Below are 21,835 nucleotides of genomic sequence, written 5' to 3'. Positions count from 1 at the left end.
TAAGTGAAAGCACCCCCTTGTTTGTGCTATTTTCCCGAAATTTGCAGAAAAATACATCAGTACCCAAACCTGATATTTATCATGTTGGCGGGTCAGCAGACTCCTTATCTTTGAAAGATGAAAAATGATATACGCAGTCCGGCAGATGTGAAGTTGATGGTTGATACTTTTTACCTAAAGGTACAGGCCGATGCGCTGCTGGGACCGGTTTTTAACGACATTGCCCAGACTGACTGGGACACGCACCTGCCCATTATGTACACCTTCTGGGAAAACCTGCTGCTGGGCACTGCCCGCTACAACGGACGCCCCTTTCCCAAACACGCCCCCCTGCCTATAGATCCCAACCATTTTATGCAGTGGATCAATCTCTTTGAAGCTACCATCGACGAGCTGTTTGTGGGAGAGAAGGCTGAAGAAGCCAAGGGACGGGCCCGCGCCATTGCGCTGGTGTTTATGGGCAAAATGGGCTTGCTGAAAGACGGGGAATGGGCCGCTCCGGAAAACCGGATTCAATAAAAAGTATTCTCTTCAATAGGCTAAAATGAAGCATGAGTCATCCCAAATTTTATTAAAGGCTAAATCATACTCAGATTCTAGATTTTTAGCCCAAAAACAAAAAGAAACGACGTCATCTCGACCAGCGGGAGAGATCTTGGAAAGTTCTAGACAAGAGCTGTCCTTACCCAGATCTCTCCCGCTGGTCGAGATGACAGCACACCTTATAAAAAAGGCGTCTAATCATCTTTAGAGGCCTTTGTTAGTAGTGTTTCCGCTGAAAATTCGGGATGACTCATGTTTTTATGTGAGAAATAATAGCGCTTAGGAAAACCTGACAGGCCTGCGCGGCCCGGCACCCAAGACCTGTAAAGGTGTAATGACTTCTCCTTACCCCCTGAACGGGCGGGCCAGCAAAAGGGCAAGCTTTTTCTCTTTCTCCCAGAAAAAGCGGAATTGCCCCAGCAGACTGCCATAGGCCAGGATCAGCAGCTGGTAGGCCGGAAACATGAAGAGCACATAGGCCAGGGCCTTCACCCAGAAGGCGGTCTGCTCATCAAAGCCCAGGGCGCCAAAATACCACTGCCGCAGCACCACTACCGAGGATCCGGCCAGTGAAAAGGTTAGCAGTACCAGCAACACCTGCAGGCTGCTTTTGAGTCCCCATTTATGTTTTAGTCGTTCCATATGAGTATTGGGTAGTGAGTAGTTAGTATTGAGAAAGCAGTTTCTTGCGGCTCCAGTTGATATTTTGGTTTACCGTATTTCTGATCCGCTATGGTGCTTTGAGCAGTGTGGCATTGAGCAAGGCATGGGATGAACCAGACGTGCTGTCTCAATACCTATTACTCGATAGGTATATCAAATCGTTTTGCTGAAAATCTGGGTAGTAGGTTTGTTGCGCCACAGGCGGGCATCCAGGGCCATGCAGACGTTGCGCACAAAAGGCTTGGCATGCTCCAGTACCTGTACTGAATCGCCTTCGATGCGGATCAGGCCATCTTCGGCCAGCTCGCTCAGGCGGGCTTTGGCATCCAGCAGGGAAAAGGTCTTTTGCTCGCTACCCTCCCATTTGGTTTGCAGGCGGCACATCAGGTTCAGGATATGCTGGCGCAGCACCAGGTCTTCCCGGTTCAGCAGGTGGCCTTTAAAGATGGGGAAACGCCCCTCTTTTACGGCATCCTGATAGTCCTCTACTTTTTTCAGGTTTTGGCCAAAGGCGGTCCAGGTATCGCTGATGGAGGAGCAGCCCAACCCTACCATTAATCTGGTTTGGGAGGTGCTGTAGCCCATAAAATTGCGGTGCAGGTTGCCCTGGCGGGAGGCGATGCTCAGGGCATCATCGGCCAGCGCAAAGTGGTCCATGCCAATTTCGGTATAGCCCTGCTGCTCAAACATTTCCTTGCCCATTTCATAGAGGCCCCGCTTCACTTCATCTGAAGGCAGGTCGGCTTCGGTATAGCGGCGCTGGCCGGGGCTGGTCCAGGGTACATGCGCATAGCTGTAAAAGGCAATCCGGTCGGGGCGCAGGGTGTTGACCATGGCAATGGTTTTGCCTACGCTTTTGGCCGTTTGCAGGGGCAGTCCGTAGATCAGGTCGTAGTTGATGGAGGTGTAGCCGATGCGGCGTGCCTGCTCGGTTACCCGCAGTACATTCTCATAGGGTTGTATGCGGTTGATGATGGCCTGCACCTGCGGATCGAAATCCTGTATGCCAAAGCTCACCCGCCGAAAACCAAGGTCGTAGAGGGTCTGCAGGTGCTGCTCGGTAGTATTGTTGGGGTGCCCCTCAAAGCTAAACTCGGCCCCTTCGGCTACTGTGGCTCCGGCGGTGATCCCTTTAATGAGGCGCCTGAGGTTATGCGGACTAAAGAAGGTGGGGGTGCCGCCGCCCAGGTGCAGTTCCCGGATCAGGGGTTTCCTGCCAAACAGGGCCAGGTACAGCGCCCACTCCTGCAGCAGGGCGGTGATGTAGGGGTCTTCTACGGTATGATTAATAGTAATGCGCTTGTTGCAGCCGCAGTAGGTACACAGCTTTTCGCAAAAGGGCAGGTGCAGGTACAGGCTGATGCCCTGCTCCTGGCTATCGTCAAATGCGCCTTTTACCTCCCTTTTCCATTCTTCTTCGGTAGGGGGTACCTCATTCCAGTAGGGCACCGTAGGGTAGCTGGTATAGCGCGGACCCGGAACGTTGTATTTACGGATGAGTTGAATATTCATAACGTCTATTTTTATAACACCTAAACCCGGGTGCCGACCATCGTATCGTGTGTACCTCAACTGCGGTTCGTCAACCCTCTAACTTCTATCTTCTAACTTCTAACTTCTTTCTTCTATCTTCTCACTACCCCTTCTACTGCCCGCACATCGGGATTCCCTTTTCTACAAAGGCCAGCACCGGGCTCAGGTAGGGAATGCCCAGCTCAAGGCCCCGTACAATCAGGGTCAGGCCCATGACAAAGGCAGCGGCAGGCGCCAGTTTGCGCAGCTGAAAACCACCTATGGTCTTGATCCAGTTGCCGGCAAATACCACCAGCAGCATGGCCGGCAGGGTGCCTGCCCCAAAGGTGGCCATGTACAGGGCGCCATCCAGCGCAGAACCGGTTACCAGCGCACCCGCCAGCCCCAGATAGACCAGGCCGCAGGGCAGTAGCCCATTAAGCAGGCCCATCAGAAAGCCGGTAAGTCCGTAGCGCCTGCGCAACACCTGGGCCATGGCATTTTTTACCCGCACTACCGGCCGGCCCAGCGGACCCGCCATGCCAACAATTCGCTCGGCCTGTGAGGGGGCCAGTGCCAGCACCAGCAGCAGCAGCCCGCCGCCGATGGATAGTCCTTTTTGCCAGCCGGCCATCATCACTCCCTGGGCCAGCAGCCCCACGATAGCCCCCAGCAGAGCATAGGTAAGGATGCGCCCCCCCTGATAGAGCAGGCGGCTCCTAAACCAGGCGCTTTTTCCTTTGCCCCCGGGTACAGCCAGCGCCAGCGGACCACACATGGCCACACAGTGGAAACTTCCCAGAAAACCAAGCAAGAGGGCAGATATGAGCATCTTAGAAGAGAATGGTGGGCGTATGGGTAAATAAACTGATCATGACTAAGCTACACCCCCTATTTCAGGTGAATGGCTTCTTCGGTGTAGTAGGCGGTAGGGCCCGCTTGCCACTCGATCTTGAGGCGGTACATGCCGGCGGGCAGGCTGCTCAGGTCCAGCTGCTGCTGTCCCTGCGCATTGAGCTGCAGCTCGGCCAGCCGGTCGTGCTGCGAATCAGAGGGGCGGAAAATCTGGATCTGGCCGGTAATGGCTTCTGCCAGACGGGGAAAGTTCAACTGTACCCCTTTGCCGCTTACCTGTACCCGCACGGGCTCGGCCAGCGCCTGGGCATTGCGCATTTTATCCATCTGGGACTGGTAAGCCAGCTCCTGCCGGTAGTAATCGTCCGTTACCAGGTCAATGTTTTCCTGGCTGCTGCGAAAAGCCAGATAGCCCATGAAGCTGATAAAGCAGATGAAGAAAACAATGATGCCGTGTCCCCAGTGAAATTTATGCATGGTAGTTGGTATTGAGTAATGAGTATTGAGACCTGGGGCAAGGTTACGCCTGTCCTCTAGGCTCATTGATACAAATTTCGCCAGGAAAGGGGGGGGTCAGTATGAGGTGAGTCAGGCCAAAAACTGATCTTAGTCAGTTTTTAAAAGAAAGTGCCGACCCAGAGAGCCGGCAATTTGAATATGAATAGGTGTTATGATCGTTAAAAAAAGCTATTTGGAGCCATTGGAGCCGCTAATCGGGCCCATAAATTTGGTCTTGAGGGTTTCCAGCTGCTGATCGCCCTGAAACACCCCGATCTTCAATTTTTGAGAAGCCTTACGTATGTCAGTTTTTGGGATCAGGATAAACAGGGCGCCTTCGGCCGTGCCACCCTCCGGAACCTGTATCTGGCCCTGGTTGCCGATGAGTTTGATCTCCCCCTCACCCTCCAGCAGGCGAAAGGTAACAGGCACCCCCTCATGCGTCTTGTTAATGATCTTATAGTTATAGAGGTTGCTGATAAGCCCCCCCTCCTGCTCCTGGTACAGCATGCCGGGCGTACGCAGCAGGCTGGTCTCTACCTGGCTGCGCATAAAGAGCAGGCCAAAGAAGGCTACCATCAGCACGGCCAGCACGGCTGTATAAGCAATGCTGCGTTTGGTCCAGTGCATGCCGGTGCGGCCGGCCTGCAGGTTGGCTTCCGATTCGTAGCGGATCAGGCCGCGGGGCAGGCCCACATTGTCCATAATGCTATCGCAGGCATCGATGCAGGCGGTGCAGTTGATGCACTCCAGCTGGGTGCCGTTGCGAATATCAATACCGGTGGGGCATACGCTTACGCACAGCTTGCAGTCCACACAATCGCCCTTATCGGCTGCCTTGCGGTCTTCGCCCTTGCGGTACTTGGCCCGGCTTTCGCCTCGTGTGTAATCATAGCTGATCACCACGGAATCCTTGTCCAGCATAACCCCCTGCAGACGTCCGTAAGGGCAAACGGTGGTGCATACCTGCTCCCTGAAGCGGGCAAACACCCAGTAGAATACGGCGGTAAAAATCAGGATGGAAATGAGGCCGGCCAGGTGCTCCTGCGGCGGATCGGTCACAATGTCCAGCAGCTCCTCACTGCCGATGATGTAGGCCAGAAAGGTGTTGGCGATCAGGAAGGAAATGGCAAAGAACACCAGGTGCTTGCTGCTCTTCTTGAGTACTTTTTCCCGGTTCCAGGCCTGCTTGTCCAGCTTTTTCTGGGCGGTATAATCGCCTTCTATCCAGTACTCGATCTTGCGGAATACCCCTTCCATAAAGATGGTCTGCGGGCAGATCCAGCCGCAGAACACCCGGCCATAGACCACGGTAAAGAGTACAATAAAGATCAGCCCGATAAGGGAGGCCAGTACAAAAAGGTAGAAATCCTGCGGCCAGAACACCTGCCCAAAGATGATGAACTTGCGCTCCAGGATATTGAGCAGCAGCAGGGGTTGTCCGCCCACCCGCACAAAGGGCCCGGCAAAGAGTATGGCCAGCAGCGCCAGGCTTACCCAGTTGCGGTAGGTGGTGAATTTTCCCTTTGGTTTCTTGGGATAGACCCACACCCGCTTTCCTTCCCGGTCTACCGTAGAGATGCTGTCCCGGTAGCTTTCCGGCTGAAGGCCTCTTCCTTTATATACCCAGGTTTCATGTTCCATTTTAAAGGATGATGGCAGGATGGGATCAACAGCTCCCATCCTGCCGTCATTTATTAGTCTCTTTTATATTCTTCGCCCTGAGGCTCTTTGGCATTGGCAGGGTTGCTGCCTTCTTTGCTGATGATAAAGCTGGCCACCTGCTGGATCTGCTCGGGGCTTAGCTGGGTTTGCCAGCTGATCATGCCCTTTTGCGGCACCCCTACCTTTATCACTTTAAAGACATCCTTGATATCACCACCATGCAGCCAGTAGCTGTCGGCCAGGTTGGGTCCCACACCCCCCTGCAGCTCGGCGCCATGGCAGGCGCCGCAGTAGGAGTTATAGACTGCAGCTCCTTCGGCCAGAGCAGTCTCATCCATGAGCAGCTCTACATTGGTCTCATCAAGGGCGCCCCCTTTGGCGGCCAGGTAGGCTTCTACTTCCAGCTTGGCGGCCAGCACTTCCTGCTCATACTCCTGGTCCTGCAGCGGCGCCCAGCCAAATACGTGATAGGCGGCCAGGTATACGACCGAAAACACAATGGTGGCATAGAACATGGCCACCCACCAGGGCGGCAGGTTGTTATCCAGCTCCCGGATGCCATCGTACTCGTGGTCGGTCATTACTTCTGCTTCCCGCTCCACCGGCACCGCATCGGTCAGTTTAGACCAGATGCTAAGCTTGGCAGCTGCCTGAACCCCTTCAGCAGCCGTTGCGGCGGCTTCCTGCGGGGCCAGCATCACTTTTTTCATGACGATAACCGCATAGAGCAGCACCAGGGTGCAGAGAAAGATCAGGCCGGCCAGGAACATGGCAAAGCCAAGCATAAGATCCAGCTCACTGATGCCGCCGGTGGCAGCGGGGGCACTTCCCTGTGCCGACGCAAAGAGGGGCATTAGACCCAGTGCGGCCGCAGCCATCAGGCGGGTGTATAGGTGTGATGACTTCTTCATGAGTGTAGCGTTTTTGAGGCGGTGATCACCATTTCTTCCTCATCCAGGGGCATGGCCGCCAGTTCATTGATGCGTTCCTTGCGGGTTTTCATCACCACCACCAGCAGTACCGTAAAGAAAATGAAGAAGATCAGCAGGGAGATGATGGGGTAGAGTTCTATCCCCATGATCGTATCCATATGATGTTTAATGAACTTTAGCATGATTACTGTTTCGTTTGAGGCCTTACTTCATAGGGCTTGGTTTCCTTGTTGGGATCGGCCTTGATATCGGTACCCAGGCGTTGCAGGTAAGCGATCAGGGCAATGATCTCCGTATCGCTGCTTACTTCAATGCCGCTTTCTTTCAGGCGTCCGGCTATTTCTTCGGCCTGCAGCTTCAGGTCGGCCACGGCTCGCTCCTCATAGCCTTCAGGATAGGGAACCCCCAGGGTGCGCATGGCCTTGATCTTACCCTCGGTAGCGCTGATGTCCAGCGGCTTCTCGGCCATCCAGGGGTAGGCTGGCATGATGGAGCCCGGCGACATGCTTTCCGGATCCACCATGTGGTTGTAGTGCCAGCTATCGGGGTACTTGCCCCCTTCCCGCAACAGGTCGGGTCCGGTACGCTTAGATCCCCACAGGAAGGGGTGGTCGTACACAAACTCGCCAGCCTTGGCATACTCGCCATAGCGCTCGGTCTCGGAGCGGAAGGGGCGCACCATCTGGCTGTGGCAGTTATTACATCCCTCTTTGATGTAGATATCGCGGCCCTCAAGCTCCAGCGAGGTGTAAGGGGCTACTGAGGCAATGGTGGGTACGTTGGATTCGATCAGGAAGGTCGGCATCATTTCTACCAGACCACCGATCAGGATCACCACCAGGCTACCCACCATCAGCTGCACAGGGCGGCGCTCGATCCAGCGGTGCCAGTGCTCACCCTCATGCTTTTCGTAGGTATCGGTCAGCGGTGCAGCCTCGGCCTCTTCGTTGGCAGTAAAGCTGCCGGCCTGGGCAGTTTTGATCAGGTTATAGGCCATGATGAACACACCACCAATAAAGAGCGCACCACCAAAGGCCCGCAGGGCGTACATGGGTTTCAGCTGAGTAACCGTTTCCAGGAAGTTGGGATAGGCCAGCATACCTTCCTGGGTAAACTCTTTCCACATCAGGCTTTGGGTAAAGCCGGCCCAGTACATGGGAATGGCATAGAAGAGAATGCCCAGTGTAGCGATCCAGAAGTGCCAGTTGGCCAGCTTGGCAGAGTATAGCTTGGTGTTCCACATGCGGGGGAACAGGAAGTAGAGCATACCAAAGGTAAGCATGCCGTTCCAGCCAAGGCCACCTACGTGTACGTGGGCAATGGTCCAGTCGGTAAAGTGGCTAATGGCGTTGATGTTTTTCAGCGACAGCAGCGGCCCTTCAAAAGTGGCCATACCGTAGGCGGTAAGGGCTACCACCATAAATTTCAGCACCACATCCTCGCGCACTTTGTCCCACACACCGCGCAGGGTTAGCAGGCCGTTGAGCATACCGCCCCAGCTGGGTGCGATCAGCATTACCGAGAATACTACCCCCAGCGACTGCGCCCAGTCGGGCAGCGCATTGTATAACAAGTGGTGCGGACCCGCCCAGATATAGAGGAAGATCAGCGCCCAGAAGTGGATAATGGACAGGCGATAGGAATACACCGGCCGGTTGGCCGCCTTGGGCACAAAGTAGTACATCAGGCCCAGGTAGGGGGTAGTCAGAAAGAAGGCTACCGCATTGTGGCCATACCACCACTGCACCAGCGCATCCTGTACGCCGGCATACCAGCTGTAGCTCTTCATGAAGGTTACGGGAATCTCAAACGAGTTCACCAGGTGCAGCACGGCTACCGTTACAAAGGTGGCAATGTAGAACCAGATGGCCACATACAGGTGGCGGGTACGGCGTTGCAGAATGGTGGCAAACATGTTGTAGCCAAACACCACCCACATCACCGTAATGGCAATATCAATGGGCCACTCCAGCTCGGCATACTCCTTGGAAGTAGTATAGCCAAGCGGCAGGGTAATGGCAGCGGCTACAATAATGGCCTGCCAGCCCCAGAAGTTAATACGGCTGAGCGTATCGCTGTACATGCGGGCCTTGCACAGGCGCTGCAGCGAATAGTACACCCCCGTAAAGATGCCATTGCCCACAAAGGCAAAGATCACTGCATTGGTGTGCAGCGGACGAATGCGGCCAAAAGTGCTGTATTCGCTGAAATTCAGGGCCGGGAATACCAGCTGCAGTGCTACGAATAGCCCCACCAGCATCCCAACCGCACCCCACAGCATGGTGGCGTAGGCAAACATCTTGACAATTTCATTGTCGTACGAGAAGCGCTCCAGCCCCAGTTTTGGCAACTTTGGGGCAGCAAGGGTTCCCGAATCTAATAAGCCAGTACTCATAGCTTCGCTTGGATTGATTATTTAGAGGTAGTTTGTTTTTGGGCAGGTTTATCATCAAAGAGGATGCGTACGGCAGGTCCGTAATTATCCTCGTATTGTCCGGAGCGGGTTGCCCACAGAAAAGCGCCCAGGAAGGCGCCGGCAACCACCAGACTTATACCGATCAACAGAAATAGTGCACTCATAGCATCAGGCTTTTCTACTCTACAAAGGTGCACAGATGCCTGCCGGCTGGGTATGACAGGCATCAGCCCAAAAACTGATTAATGTCAGCTTTTAAAAATGCCCAGCAGAACCTCTGCCGATGCTGCACCAGCAGATTCATTCATTTTTTCCTGGATATTCGCCTGAAATTGAGCGCCAATGGCAGAATAGGCGTCACTGCCGGTCAGGGCAGGGAGATGCAGAAAGCTACAGAATGGGGGAGGAATTATTTTTCAGGCCTTAAAGGTGCCCCATTGATAGTACGGCTGCTTTTTTGCTATTTTTGGATTCTAAACAGAGCAAAAGTCATGTTTGTACACCATGTGTTCTTCTGGATGAAGAATCCGGATTCTTCCCTGGAGCGGGAGCAGCTGGAGGAAGGATTGCTGAGCCTGGAAAAGATCGATCTGATCCGCAGCTTTCATGTGGGGGTGCTGGCAGAGACGAACCGCAAGACCATTGACCGCAGCTATGCCTTTTCGCTGCTGATGCTCTTCGACAACCCCGAAGATGAAGAAGCCTACCAGAGCCACCCCATTCATAAGAAATTTGTGGCCGACTGCTCCCCGCTCTGGTCTAAGGTACTGGTGTACGACTCGGTGGATGAGTAATCAGCAGCAGGTACTGACCTGCTTGGCTTAGCGCGGGATCTCCACCCAGCGCCCCTCCTTTGCTGCCCGGAAGATCGCTTCCAGCGCCCGGGTATTGGCCAGCGCATCTTCCAGGGGTACAGGTGCTTCCCCACCTTTCAGCACAGCTTTTGTAAACGCCTCGGCCTGCAGGCGGTATTGGTCAGAAAGGGGAGTTTCCAGTACCTCCTCCTTTTCCCGAAAAATATCCCCATCGTTAAGCCTGAGTAGGCATGGCCGGTCCTTGGGGGCATTAAAGGGGATGAGGATCTCCAGCGACTTTTGCTGCCCAAAGAACTGCATGCGCTGGTGGGGCACCAGCTGGGTGCTGACGGAGAATTGTAGCTGCGCAGAGGGGAATTGCAGCAGTACGCTGGAGAGCACATCAGTGCCAAATTCGGAATCAAAATCAAGTAGTGCCGCTACCCGCAGGGGTTCTTCGCCCAGCACAAAGCGCGTGGTGTTCAGGGGGTAGCAGCCAATGTCCCAGAGGGCGCCCCCGCCATAGGCCTCGATGTTGCGGATATTGTCGGGATTGGCATTAAAATAGCTGAACTGGCCCTGTACCAATGTTACCTTGCCCAGCACACCCCCCTGTACCATCTCCCGGGCTTTGATCCACTGCGGATGGCTGCGCACCATAAAAGCCTCCCCTACCACCACCCCCTTGCGGTTGCGCGCCTCAATCAGTTTCTCAACATCGGCGGCGGTTAGGGCAATAGGTTTTTCGCACAACACATGCTTGCCTGCCTCAATGCATTTTAGCGTATACTCCACATGCAGGTGGTTGGGCAGGGGGTTGTAAATGATGTGGATGTCCGGGTCGGCAATCAGCTCCTCATAAGAGCCATAGGCTTTGAGAATGCCCAGGGCTGCTGCTGTGGCCTTTGCCTTTTCCAGGCTACGGGAGGCCAGCCCCAGCACCTGAAAATCGGGATGGTGGGCCATGGAGGGGATTACTTTTTCCCGGGCAATTTTAGCGGCCCCCAGTACGCCCCAGTTGAGCTTCATGTAGAATTGGGTAAAGGGTGAGATTCTGATTTTATGCCAGCATACTTCTTAAAACTTCACCCTCACCAATGTGTTTGCAAATGATTTCCTGTTTGGGGACACCCTCTTTTACTAATTTCAACAATGCTTATACAAGCCGCCGGGATTGTTGGTGACAACACCAACAATTGGAGAGTGTGGGTTTATAGTTGAAATTCCGATTCTGCTCCCAGGATACTCTCACAAAACCCCGCTTATCCTAATGTGTTTGCAGAACCACTCTTCTAACAAAGACCTTTTTTTGCGGATTTCAGCGGTACTACCTGCCGCTGGAATTGTTGGTGAGAACACCAACAATTGGAAGCTTTTCTGGAAGCTGGCGCAATACCCCCGTTTCCCCTTGTTGGTGTTTTCACCAGCAACCCCCAACGATAGCCATTAAGCTGGGGCAAATAGCTGAGAATATTCTACATGCTGGCCGTATATTCTCCCCCTGTTGTTGGTGTTTTCACCAACAACTCATCTTGATAGAATGGCGCTTATTCTGCCAACAACCGCTCAAACGCCCCCTCCCACTTCGCAAATCCAAACTGCCCCAGCACCCCCTCAAACTTCTGGCGGATCAGGTCCAGCCCAAGATTACCAATGCTCCCTTCATGGGTATGCTCCACCTGGGTTTGCGGGCTGTAGCTTCCGTCGGCAATGGCATCGCCTACTTCTTTATAGGCCTGGCGGAAGGGCACCCCGGCCAATACCTTCTTATTCACTTCCTCTACGCTGTAGATGTAGGTGTACTTTTCATCCTGAATCGCATCCGGATTGATCTGCACCCGCTGAAGCATATAGCTGCACAGGCTCAGACTTTCTTTCAACTGCTGCAGGGCCGGGAAGAGGATTTCCTTCAGCAGCTGAAAATCGCGGTGGTAGCCGCTGGGCAGGTTGGAGGTAAGCAAATTGATCTCGTTGGGCAGGGCCAGCAGGCGATTGCTTTTGGCGCGCATCAGCTCAAACACATCGGGATTTTTCTTGTGCGGCATAATGCTGGAGCCGGTGGTAAGGGCATCCGGAAAGGTCAGGAAGCCAAAGTTCTGGCTGTTGTAGAGGCAGACATCCATGGCCAGCTTGCCCAGCGTCTGCCCCAGGCCGGCCAGGGCAAAGGCCAGTGCCTGCTCGGTTTTGCCGCGCGAGAGCTGGGCGTTGATCACATTCACATGCAGCCCGTCGAAGCCCAGCAGCTCGGTGGTAAGGCTGCGGTTAATGGGCAGGGAAGAGCCGTAGCCGGCACCCGAGCCCAGGGGATTTTGATTGATAAGGCCATAGGCAGCCAGCAGCAGGCGCAAATCGTCGGCCAGCGATTCGGCCCAGGCGGAAAACCAGAGGCCGAAGGAGGAGGGCATGGCGGCCTGCAGGTGCGTATAGCCGGGAATGAGCACCCCCCTGTACTGCTCACCGGCGGCTATAAGGGTCTCAAAAAGTTCACTCACCAGGGCTACGATTTCCTTCACCTCGGCCCGCAGGTACATCTTGATATCGACCAGCACCTGGTCGTTGCGGCTGCGGGCGCTGTGCACCTTTTTGCCGGCATCGCCCAGCGCCCTGGTCAGCAGCAGCTCTACTTGGGAGTGCACATCTTCTACCCCCTCGTCGATCTGAAACTGCCCTGCGGCTATTTGCCGGTAGATTTGTTTCAATTCCTGCTGCAAGCCCTTAAGTTCTTCTTCAGAAAGCAGGCCAACTGATTGGAGCATCTGCGCATGGGCCAGCGAGCCCAGCACGTCGTAGGGGGCCAGATGCACGTCTAGTTCCCGGTCCTGGCCTACCGTGTACTGTTCTATTTTCGATTCGATGGAATATCCTTTGTCCCAGAGTTTCATATGCGTCAGTTAAAGGTGCAAGTCCTGAAGTAAATCTATATAAAGCTGAATACCTGCCCGAATCTCCGATAGCCGGATGTACTCATCGGCGGTATGCGAGCGGGCCGAATCACCGGGGCCGATCTTTACGGATGGAAAGGGCATCAGCGCCTGGTCAGATAAGGTGGGCGAACCGAATAGCGAAAGACCCATCTCCCTTGCCCGCTGCAGCAGGGGGTGATCAGAGGCAATGCCGGAGGAGTTCAGGCGGGTGGAGCGGGGCGTAACTTCTGCGCTTACCCCCTGGCGGATCAGCGCCAGCAGCTCCTCGTTCTGGTAGCATTCGTTGGTGCGCACATCTACCACAAAGCGGCATTCGTCGGGCACCACATTGTGCTGCTGGCCCGCCTGGATTTGCGTAACCGACATTTTCACCGGTCCCAGCAGGGGAGATACCTTTGGGAACTGATGGGTTCTGAACCACTCAAGGAGGGGCAGCGCTTTGTAGAGGGCATTTTCGCCTTCATCCCGGGCGGCATGGCCGGCCTGGCCCCGTACCAGGCAATCCAGCACCATCAGCCCCTTTTCGGCAATGGCCAGCTGGCCCAGCGTGGGTTCCCCTACTATTGCCAGCGCAATATCGCCCAGTTGTGGCAGCAGGGAGGCAATACCCCCCTGGCCGGAAATTTCTTCCTCAGCTGTAATGGCTACCAGTAAGCGATAGGGTAGCTGCGGCAACTGGCTCAGGTAGCAAAAGGCAGCCAGCAGGGCCACGGCCGAGGCACCAGCATCGTTGCTGCCAAGTCCCCACAAAACATCCTCTTCCTGCAGGGGGGTAAAGGGATCTTTGGTCCAGCCGCTGGCCGGCCTTACCGTATCATGATGCGAGTTGAGCAGGAGCTGCGGTGCATCGGGCGGGCAGTTCTCGGCCCGGCACCAGACGTTGTTTCCCTGTCGCTGCGGAGAGAACCCCTTTCTCCGCAAAAACTGCTCGATCAGATCCGCCGCTGCTTCCTCTTCCCTGGAAAAGGAAGGGGTGCTGATGAGGCGTTTGAGCAGGGCAACGGCCTCGGCATGCAGCTGTTCCACGCTTTCTACAGGCATAGGGCGGTTCCGGTTTGGGGGTGGGCAATATCCAGCGCATGGCAGATGCGCACCTGCACCACCCCTGCCTGCAGGGCGGCAAAGGCGTTGTCAAGCTTGGGCAGCATGCCTTCCGCGATTACTCCCTGCACCTTGTACTGGCTGTAGTCTTCAGGGGTGATGCGGGAAATCACTGAGGCTTCATCTTCCACATCCAGCAATACCCCTTTCTTTTCAAAGCAGTAGGTTAAAGTGGTTGGATAAAAGGGGCTGAGCGCTACAGCCAGGCCCGAGGCAATTGTATCGGCATTGGTATTCAGGAGGCTGCCCTGCCCGTCGTGGGTAAGGGGAGCTACTACCGGTGTGATGCCGGCCGCAAAGAGGCTTTGCAGCAGACCTGTATTGATGCTTACAGGATCAAAATCGCCCACAAAACCCCAGTCCAGTGCTCCCTTCTGGCGTTTGTGAGCCGGAATCAGGTTGCCATCGGCGCCGGTGAGGCCCAGGGCATTGCAGCCCGCTGCCTGCAGCAGGGCCACAATGGTTTTGTTGATCTCGCCTCCATACACCATGGTGACCACCTGCAGCATGGCCGCATCGGTAAGGCGTCTGCCCCCGACCATCTGTGCCTGAAGGCCCAGCTTTTCGCCTAGCTGCGTCGCCAGCTTTCCACCCCCATGCACCAGCAGTTTGAGGCCCTGCAGCTTGATAAATTGGTGCAGCACCTGATCCAGCAGCTGTGCATTGTCTACCACATTGCCGCCAATTTTAACGATGGTGAGGGGGGTAAGGGTGGTATCTTTTTCGGTTATCTTCATGAACGTAGGCTTATCAATTCATATGGCAGAACCAGGCGTGTTGTTTCATAGGGTGGAGACACAGGTGCGGGCCACCAGGGGCATCAGGCGAAGGGCCGTTCACTATTGCCAAAAGGGTTGTTGGTGAAAACACCAACAACTGGATACGGCTGTGACGCTGTGAAAGAAGCGGATCTGTGCGCCTGTTTGGCCGCGCTACAGACTTGAGACACTCTTTTTTACACATCTTCCCGTTGTTGGTGTTTTCACCAACAACCATCCAGAGAGGGCTTGATCGCATGTAGAATCTTAGAACAAAGTTTCGTTTACTACAGGCCAGGCTCCTTTCTAACTAGCCTGCGCGGCCCGGCCGTCCGCCTTCATAGGAGAAGGGCGGGGGGCCCCCATGGAATGGATGAGGTCTCCTCCAGCAGCTTCTTCAATACCAGTTGCGCTGTCCAGAGGCGGTTTTCGGCCTGGGGAATAACAAGGCTGTTATCAACCACCCCATCGGTAGCGATCACATTACGGCGGATGGGCAGGCAGTGCATGAAACGGGCGCCATTGGTCAGGGCCATTTTGGCTTCGGTGATGGTCCAGTCGGGCGATTGGGAGAGAATCTTTCCGTACTCCCGGTAGCTGCTCCAGTTTTTGGCATAGATAAAGTCAGCTCCTTCAAAGGCCCTCTCCTGCTCATATATGACCGGCGTATCGCCGATGATCTGGGGGGCCAGCTCGTAGCCTTCCGGATGGGTCACTACCAGGTCTACTTCACCTGCCCGCATCCACTCCACAAAAGCATTGGGTACGGCCTGGGGCAGGGCTTTGGGGTGGGGCGCCCAGCTGAGCACTACTCTGGGTTTTGCTTTTTGCTTGTTTTCGTCAATGGTGAGCAGGTCGGCAAAGCCCTGCAGGGGGTGGCTAGTGGCGCTTTCCAGGCTGATGATGGGCACCGGGCTGTGCTGCAAAAATTTGTTCAGCACCCCTTCGGCATAGTCGGCTTCCCGGTCTTTGAGGCCTGGAAAGCTGCGCACTCCTATAATATCGCAGTACTGGGCCATCACCGGCACGGCTTCCTTTACATGCTCCTGGGCAGTGCCGTTCATGACGGTTCCCTCTTCCCACTCCAGCTGCCAGCTATCCTGGCCCACATTCAGCACCATTACCTGCATGCCCAGGTTGTACGCCGCTCGCTGCATGCTCATGCGGGTACGCAGGCTGGGGTTGAAGAACACCAGGCCCAGCACCTTGTTCTCGCCCAAGCTTTTGTGGGCAAAGGGATTGGCTTTGAGGGCTTTTGCCTCCTGCAGCCACTGGGGCAGGTTGGGGACATCCTGTACGGAGGTGAATTTTTTCATTGCTTTTCTTTTTCCTGGTCTTTGATGGAGTCCTGCCACGACTATGGGTCGGGGCAGGACTGCTGGTGATGGTTGAGGTTGGTAGTGGTGCTCCGACTCCCGGTCGTGGCACCACTTTCTGAGAGCTGGTGGGGAGTGATGCCACGACGTTGGAGTCGGGGCATCACAGAGCCGCCTTAGGCTTCTACGCCCGCCAATACTCCTTTCAGTTTGGAGATAAACACATCAATGGCGGTTTTGCCGATGGTCAGGGGCGGCAGCAGGCGAATTTGATTGGGCAGGGCCGAGCTGCCGGTAAGTACCCGCGCTTCTTCGGTAAGGGCCTGCTGAATCGGTTTTACGCTGCCAGCAAAGCTGATGCCCAGCATCAGGCCTTCTCCGGTGATATCAACAATCTCGGGAATTGTCTTGAGCTGTTCCTTCAGATAGTTGCCCATGGCAGCGGCATTGTTGATCAGGGCTTCTTTCTCCAGCACCTCCAGCACAGCCAAGGAAGCGGCACAGGCCAGGGGGTTGCCGCCAAAAGTGGTGCCCAGCAGCCCGTAGGAGGCTTTGAATTTTGGATGGATCAGCACCCCCCCTACCGGGAATCCATTGCCCATGCCCTTGGCAATAGTGATCAGATCCGGGGCTACACCGGCATGCTGGTGGGCAAAGAATTTGCCCGTACGTCCGTAACCGGACTGGATCTCATCGCAGATAAAAGCCACCTCCCATTTTCGGCAGAGCTCCTTAATGCTTTTCAGAAAGGCGGCGCTGGGCACATAGATTCCCCCTACGCCCCGAATACCCTCGATCACCACCGCACACACATCGCCTGCCGAGAGGGCTTCTTCCAGCAGCTCTTCCCGCTCGGGCTCCAGAAACACCACCCCGGCACCTTCGTTAATGGGCGCCTGGATGCTGGCATTGTCGGTAATGCTAACGGCGGCAGAAGTGCGGCCATGAAAGCCCCCCTTAAAGGCCACTACTTTTTTCTTGCCGGTATGGAAGGAAGCCAGCTTCAGGGCATTTTCCATGGCTTCGGCACCCGAGTTGCACAGAAACAGGCTGTAGCCTTCGTAACCCGCCAGCTCACCCAGTTTTTCGGCCAGCTGGTTGCGCAGCGGAAAATCAACGGCATTGGAATAATACCCTATGCTGTGCAGCTGCCGGGTTAGGGCGGCAATGTAGTGAGGGTGGCTATGGCCGATGGAAATAACGGCATGGCCGCCGTAAAAATCGAGGTATTCCCGCCCCTGCGTATCATACACATGGTAGCCCTTGGCATAGGCCAGGGCAATGGGCATCATTTTATAGACATCAAAAAGCTCCATAATTGAGAGGTTAGAAGGTAGAAGTTAGAAGAAAGACACTGGACCGCAGCGGCTAGGCGCCCCAGGCGAATTTTGGTTGTAGCTGGCGTTATCCATGGCACTACTGTTTCTTCATGTTTTGGATGCGCTCGTAGGAGGTGGCCAGTCCCCTGATGAAGGCCGGACTGAAACCCTGGTGCTCCATTTCGTTGAGGCCGGCAATGGTACAGCCGCGGGGGGTGGTTACCTTGTCGATCTCCTGCTCTGGATGTGAGCGGTTGGTTTCCAGCAGGCCAGACACACCCTTGCTCACCTGCACCGCTATTTTGAGGGCATCTGCTGCATCAAACCCCAGCTGAATCCCCCCTTGTGTGGCTGCCCGAATAAAGCGCATGTAAAAGGCAATGCCGCTGGCACAGAGTACGGTGGCGGCCGCCATCAGCTCCTCCTCAATCACCAGGGTGCTGCCCAGGCAATCAAAGAGCGCAACTACTTCTTTCTCTACCCCCCTGGACTTTTCATTAAAGGCCAGGCAGGTCATGGACTGGTGAATGGCAATGGCCGTATTGGGCATGCTGCGGATAATGGCGAAATCCTCCCCTACTGCCTGGGCAATGGTTTGAATGCTGATGCTGGTGATCACACTAATGAGCACATGCTGCCCCGGGTTCAGCCAGGGGCTGATCTCTTCCAGCAGGGCCGGTAGCTGGGCCGGTTGTACGCAGAGCAGGATGAGGCGGCTTTCTCTTACGGCCAGTTTGTTATCGGTCGTTACCTGTAGTCCTTTGTCCCGTAAGGCCTCAATGCTACGGATATTGCGGCGGGTGAGGTAGATGTTTGCCGCATCATAATTGCCTTTGGTTAAAAGACCTTCGGCAATGGCAACGCCCAGGTTTCCGCCGCCCAGAATGGCTATTTTTTCCTGTTTCATGCTCATTAGTAGCGTATGGGTTTTAGCTGCAGGCCGGTGCTTTCGTCCAGGCCCAGCATCAGGTTCATGTTCTGCACCGCCTGGCCCGAGGCCCCCTTCAGCAGGTTATCGATGGCCGAGAGAATGAGCAGCTTTTTTCCGTGCTTCTGTAGCTGCAGAAAACAACGGTTGGTGTTTACCACTTCCTTCAGGCTAATGTCATCCGTAGTAACCTGTACAAAAGGGGCATCTGCATAAAAGCTCTTATACAGCTGCATGGCTTGCTCCAGGCTCAGATCAATTTCTGTATACAGGCTGGCGAAAATACCCCGGGCAAAATTGCCCCGCAGGGGGATGAAGTTGATCTCCTGTGCAAAGTCGCTGTCCAGCTGCTGCAGGCTTTGCTTTATCTCGCCCAGGTGCTGGTGGCCAAAAGCTTTGTAGACCGAGAGGTTGTTGCTGCGCCAGCTGAAATGCGTGGTATCTGACAGGCCCGCCCCAGCGCCGGTAGCGCCGGTAATGGCCTGCACATGCACCTCCCCCTGCAGCCGCCGCTCCCTGGCCAGGGGCAGCAGGGCAAGCTGCAGCGCCGTGGCAAAACAGCCCGGATTGGCCACCTGTCTGCTATGCCGGATGGCTTCCTTATTCAGCTCAGGCAGGCCATAGACAAAGCCTGAGTTTCCTAACCGATGGTCGTGGCTCAGGTCGATAATGCGGGTGCCGGGGGCGATGGACTGCTCTGCCAGAAATTCCCGGGCCTTGCCATGGGGCAGGCACAGAAAGAGCACCTCTACCGCCGAAAGCTCGCTGCTAAACTGCAGATCCGTTTCACCCATCAGATCGGTATGAACGGAGCTAACGGCTTTGCCCGCCTGGCTGCGGCTGTGCACAAAGCGCAGCTCCACGGCAGGATGTTGCAGCAGCAGCCAGATGAGCTCGCCGGCCGTATAGCCTGTACCCCCTGCTATTCCTGCACTGACCATTCTTTTTCTTTATTTACAGCATGATAGATCTTCAGCGAATTGGCCAGGATCTTGGTAAATCCCTTTACATCCTCACCCGACCAGCCCTTATTTTCTTCGCCATAGCTGCCGAAGCTACTGCTCATCAGGTCATGGGCCGAAGAAATGCCCTGCACCTGGAAGCGATAGGGCATGAGCGCTACCGTTACGGTGCCGCTTACCGTTTGCTGGCTCTCTTGCAGAAAACCTTCGATGTTGCGCATCACCGGGTCCAGAAAGGTACCTTCGTGCACCATCATGCCGTACCAGTTGGCGAGCTGTTCTTTCCAGTACAGCTGCCATTTGGAGAGGGTGTGTTTTTCCAGCTGGTGGTGCGCCTTCATGATGATGTAGGAAGCCGCGGCCTCAAACCCGATCCTCCCCTTGATGCCGATAATGGTGTCGCCCACATGGTAGTCCCGCCCAATGGCATAGGGGGCGGCCAGTTCCTGCACCCGCTGAATGTTGCTCACCGGATCGCCAGCCTGCCCGTTTACGGCTACCAGCTCGCCCTTTTCAAACTGCAGCTCCAGCTCTGAGGGCTCGTGGGTCTGAAGCTGGCTGGGATAGGCTTCTTCGGGCAGGGGCAGGTGGGAGGTAAGGGTTTCCTTGCCCCCTACGCTGGTGCCCCATAGGCCTTGATTGATGGAGTATTGGGCCTTGGTCCAGTCCCTGTTTACCCCCTTGGCCATCAGGTAGTCGATCTCGGCCTGGCGGGAAAGCGACTGATCCCGGATAGGGGTGATCACCTGAATATCGGGGCAGAGGATGTGAAACACCAGATCGAAGCGCACCTGGTCATTGCCGGCACCGGTGCTGCCATGGGCAATGTAGCCGGCGCCTATTTTTTTGGCATAGCGGGCAATGGCCAGGGCCTGAAACATGCGCTCGGCGCTCACCGACAGGGGGTAGGTACCGTTGCGCAGCACGTTGCCGAAGATGAGGTATTTTACACACTGCTGATAGAAGGCCAGGGTTTCTTCCAGCGTTACATGCGAGGCGGCGCCCAGGGCAAGGGCTCCATCTTCAATGGCCTGGAGCTCCTGCGGGCTGAAGCCGCCGGTATTTACCGTGGCGGTGTGCACTTCCAGCCCCCGTTCGTCGGCCAGGTATTTCACACAATAGGAGGTATCCAGCCCGCCGCTGAAGGCGAGTACTACTTTATTGCTCATAGCTGTGGTTCGGGTTTTTGGGTGTTCTTGTTTTTGATGAGGCCCTTGAGCAGCGCCAGCTTCTGCCCTATTTTGGCCATTTTGCTTTCTTCCAGCGGATCGTAGAGCATGCCGGTGCACAGGCACATTTTATGGGCATTGCGCTCCAGAATATCATGGTTCTTGCAGCTGAGGCAGCCTTTCCAGAAATTTTCATCCTGGGTGAGCTCCGAGAAGGTAACCGGCTTGTAGCCCAGCTGTGAGTTGATCTTCATCACCGCCAGACTGGTGGTAATACCAAAGATCTTGGCCTCGGGGTATTTTTTTCTGGACAGCCGGAATACGGCGGCCTTGATTTTTTTGGCCAGCCCCTGCTGCCGGTATTCGGGCAGCACAATCAGGCCGGAGTTGGCAATGAATTTGCCATGGCTCCAGGTTTCGATGTAGCAGAAACCGGCCAGTTTAGGGCCTTCCAGGGCGATGACGGCTTTCCCTTCGGCGAGTTTGGTCCGGATGTACTCCGGATTTCGCCTGGCGATACCAGTCCCTCTCTGCGCGGCCGCCTGGGCGAGCGCTTCAACAATCTGCTCGGCATACGCAACATGCTGCATGCCCGCATCCACAATGCTAACTTTCATTGGGTATCGGAAATTAATAAATAGGAAAATGGGGGTTGTGAGAAGGCCGAACCAGGGATAATCGCCCTGCCACACGGCTAAAGTCTAGGCACGCACAAAGCGCGGTCGTCGTCGTCGCAACTCCTGAGCAGGGCGTACACTATCCATCACCAGCGCTACAAGCACCTGGTTTTCAACAGAAAGGATATGGTAATCAGCAGTTTGCAATTCCTGACAGGAAAAAGGATATAGAAAAAAGGACAAGCCTTTTGTAAAGGGTAAAATGCGGTTTCCGGGAGTTTGCAGGAATGCACGGTTCCTGCTATGTAGATGTAGTCGCCCTACGGGCGACGGGGAGAACGTCGTGACATACCAGCACCACGCAGCGCCAGAGAGGCTGCAGAAAGAAGGGCGGTATGGCTGTTAAAAAGTGACATTCGTGGTACAAATGTAGCGCAATCCTGAAATTTACAAATAGTCTCCGCTTTATATTTTCAGAAAAGAAAAGGGATCTATGGGGGAATACGTAAGCCGAGGTGTTTTAGTTCGATGAGTTGAGAAAGGGATAGTTGGAGTTGTTGGTGAAAACACCAACAAGAAGAAAGTGGGGGTAGAAAAGAAGCCTTTAAGTAGCAGCCTGAAAACACCAATAAGGGTGGGCAGCCCCATATGCCCAGCCCCTCTCCAACTGTTGGTGTTTTCACCAACAGTACTGCTGGTACGCAAGCCATTTCTTTCAACACAATTTTTTACCGTAAACAGCATCCTTAAAAAAGCAAGAAGAGCCAAAAAAACCAGCCCCTGAAGAGCTGGCCTTTTTTTTATCTGATGGTTGAGTTAGTGCAGGTTCATAAAAAGCAGGGCCATCAGGAAGCCCCGCTTTT

Annotated in this window: 21 protein-coding genes; 2 read left to right on the top strand and 19 right to left on the bottom strand. The window is 55.0% G+C overall.

Annotated elements, in window-relative coordinates:
- Positions 1–117: 117 nt before the first annotated feature.
- The gene (locus ADICEAN_RS02155) at positions 118–519 is read left to right on the top strand and encodes a group III truncated hemoglobin (RefSeq protein ID WP_009193866.1); all 402 of its coding nucleotides are present in this window, start codon (positions 118–120) and stop codon (positions 517–519) included.
- Between the two features lie 369 nt (positions 520–888).
- Here the strand turns inward: ADICEAN_RS02155 and ADICEAN_RS02150 are convergent, their stop codons facing one another.
- From ADICEAN_RS02150 to ccoS, 9 genes are all read right to left on the bottom strand, one after another.
- Entirely contained in the window at positions 889–1,185 is a 297-nt protein-coding gene (locus ADICEAN_RS02150; RefSeq protein WP_009193865.1) for a DUF6787 family protein, read from the bottom strand.
- 174 nt (positions 1,186–1,359) lie between these two features.
- Positions 1,360–2,718 carry an oxygen-independent coproporphyrinogen III oxidase gene (hemN, locus tag ADICEAN_RS02145; RefSeq protein ID WP_009193864.1) on the bottom strand — a complete coding sequence of 453 codons (1,359 nt, stop codon included), beginning with the start codon at positions 2,716–2,718 and terminating at the stop codon, positions 1,360–1,362.
- Positions 2,719–2,851: 133 nt separating this feature from the next.
- A complete protein-coding gene (locus ADICEAN_RS02140) occupies positions 2,852–3,550 on the bottom strand; it encodes a sulfite exporter TauE/SafE family protein (RefSeq protein WP_009193863.1) in 699 nt (232 codons plus the stop codon).
- A 59-nt stretch (positions 3,551–3,609) separates the two neighbouring features.
- The gene (locus ADICEAN_RS02135) at positions 3,610–4,050 is read right to left on the bottom strand and encodes a FixH family protein (RefSeq protein WP_009193862.1); all 441 of its coding nucleotides are present in this window, start codon (positions 4,048–4,050) and stop codon (positions 3,610–3,612) included.
- A 210-nt stretch (positions 4,051–4,260) separates the two neighbouring features.
- On the bottom strand, positions 4,261–5,715 hold the full coding sequence (gene ccoG, locus ADICEAN_RS02130) for a cytochrome c oxidase accessory protein CcoG (protein WP_040395996.1): 1,455 nt from the start codon (positions 5,713–5,715) through the stop codon (positions 4,261–4,263).
- A gap of 53 nt (positions 5,716–5,768) precedes the next feature.
- Positions 5,769–6,647, bottom strand: a complete 879-nt coding sequence (locus tag ADICEAN_RS02125) for a cbb3-type cytochrome c oxidase N-terminal domain-containing protein (protein WP_009193860.1) — start codon at positions 6,645–6,647, stop codon at positions 5,769–5,771.
- Positions 6,644–6,850 (bottom strand): hypothetical protein, encoded by a 207-nt coding sequence (locus ADICEAN_RS02120; RefSeq protein ID WP_009193859.1) that lies wholly within the window; start codon positions 6,848–6,850, stop codon positions 6,644–6,646. Before ADICEAN_RS02120 ends, ADICEAN_RS02125 begins: the two co-directional genes overlap by 4 nt.
- A gap of 2 nt (positions 6,851–6,852) precedes the next feature.
- Positions 6,853–9,063 (bottom strand): cytochrome-c oxidase, cbb3-type subunit I, encoded by a 2,211-nt coding sequence (ccoN, locus tag ADICEAN_RS02115; protein ID WP_009193858.1) that lies wholly within the window; start codon positions 9,061–9,063, stop codon positions 6,853–6,855.
- Positions 9,064–9,080: 17 nt separating this feature from the next.
- Positions 9,081–9,248, bottom strand: coding sequence for a cbb3-type cytochrome oxidase assembly protein CcoS (ccoS, locus tag ADICEAN_RS02110; protein WP_040395981.1), 168 nt, complete (start codon positions 9,246–9,248; stop codon positions 9,081–9,083).
- Between the two features lie 327 nt (positions 9,249–9,575).
- Between ccoS and ADICEAN_RS22505 the strand changes: the two genes are divergently transcribed.
- Positions 9,576–9,878, top strand: a complete 303-nt coding sequence (locus ADICEAN_RS22505; RefSeq protein WP_009193856.1) for a Dabb family protein — start codon at positions 9,576–9,578, stop codon at positions 9,876–9,878.
- A gap of 27 nt (positions 9,879–9,905) precedes the next feature.
- Here the strand turns inward: ADICEAN_RS22505 and ADICEAN_RS02100 are convergent, their stop codons facing one another.
- From ADICEAN_RS02100 to ADICEAN_RS02055, 10 genes are all read right to left on the bottom strand, one after another.
- The gene (locus ADICEAN_RS02100; protein ID WP_009193855.1) at positions 9,906–10,907 is read right to left on the bottom strand and encodes a Gfo/Idh/MocA family protein; all 1,002 of its coding nucleotides are present in this window, start codon (positions 10,905–10,907) and stop codon (positions 9,906–9,908) included.
- Between the two features lie 518 nt (positions 10,908–11,425).
- Positions 11,426–12,760 carry an argininosuccinate lyase gene (gene argH / locus ADICEAN_RS02095; protein ID WP_009193854.1) on the bottom strand — a complete coding sequence of 445 codons (1,335 nt, stop codon included), beginning with the start codon at positions 12,758–12,760 and terminating at the stop codon, positions 11,426–11,428.
- Between the two features lie 9 nt (positions 12,761–12,769).
- Positions 12,770–13,843 (bottom strand): M20 family metallo-hydrolase, encoded by a 1,074-nt coding sequence (locus ADICEAN_RS02090; RefSeq protein ID WP_009193853.1) that lies wholly within the window; start codon positions 13,841–13,843, stop codon positions 12,770–12,772.
- A complete protein-coding gene (gene argB / locus ADICEAN_RS02085; RefSeq protein WP_009193852.1) occupies positions 13,834–14,640 on the bottom strand; it encodes an acetylglutamate kinase in 807 nt (268 codons plus the stop codon). Before argB ends, ADICEAN_RS02090 begins: the two co-directional genes overlap by 10 nt.
- A 359-nt stretch (positions 14,641–14,999) precedes the next feature.
- Positions 15,000–15,977, bottom strand: coding sequence for an N-acetylornithine carbamoyltransferase (locus ADICEAN_RS02080; protein WP_009193851.1), 978 nt, complete (start codon positions 15,975–15,977; stop codon positions 15,000–15,002).
- Positions 15,978–16,153: 176 nt separating this feature from the next.
- Positions 16,154–17,293 (bottom strand): aspartate aminotransferase family protein, encoded by a 1,140-nt coding sequence (locus ADICEAN_RS02075; protein ID WP_009193850.1) that lies wholly within the window; start codon positions 17,291–17,293, stop codon positions 16,154–16,156.
- A gap of 100 nt (positions 17,294–17,393) precedes the next feature.
- Positions 17,394–18,203 (bottom strand): pyrroline-5-carboxylate reductase, encoded by an 810-nt coding sequence (gene proC, locus ADICEAN_RS02070; protein ID WP_040395991.1) that lies wholly within the window; start codon positions 18,201–18,203, stop codon positions 17,394–17,396.
- A 5-nt stretch (positions 18,204–18,208) separates the two neighbouring features.
- Complete coding sequence (argC, locus tag ADICEAN_RS02065) at positions 18,209–19,165, bottom strand: N-acetyl-gamma-glutamyl-phosphate reductase (RefSeq protein WP_009193848.1); 957 nt, start codon at positions 19,163–19,165, stop codon at positions 18,209–18,211.
- A complete protein-coding gene (locus tag ADICEAN_RS02060) occupies positions 19,147–20,355 on the bottom strand; it encodes an argininosuccinate synthase (RefSeq protein ID WP_009193847.1) in 1,209 nt (402 codons plus the stop codon). Before ADICEAN_RS02060 ends, argC begins: the two co-directional genes overlap by 19 nt.
- Entirely contained in the window at positions 20,352–20,972 is a 621-nt protein-coding gene (locus ADICEAN_RS02055; protein WP_009193846.1) for a GNAT family N-acetyltransferase, read from the bottom strand. The genes ADICEAN_RS02060 and ADICEAN_RS02055 overlap by 4 nt, the downstream gene beginning before the upstream one ends.
- Positions 20,973–21,835: the final 863 nt, after the last annotated feature.

The organism is Cesiribacter andamanensis AMV16 (assembly GCF_000348925.1).
GTDB classification, from domain to species: Bacteria; Bacteroidota; Bacteroidia; order Cytophagales; family Cyclobacteriaceae; genus Cesiribacter; species Cesiribacter andamanensis.
The sequence above is the reverse complement of the archived record's forward strand: the minus strand, read 5'-3'. Positions and strand labels throughout refer to the sequence as shown.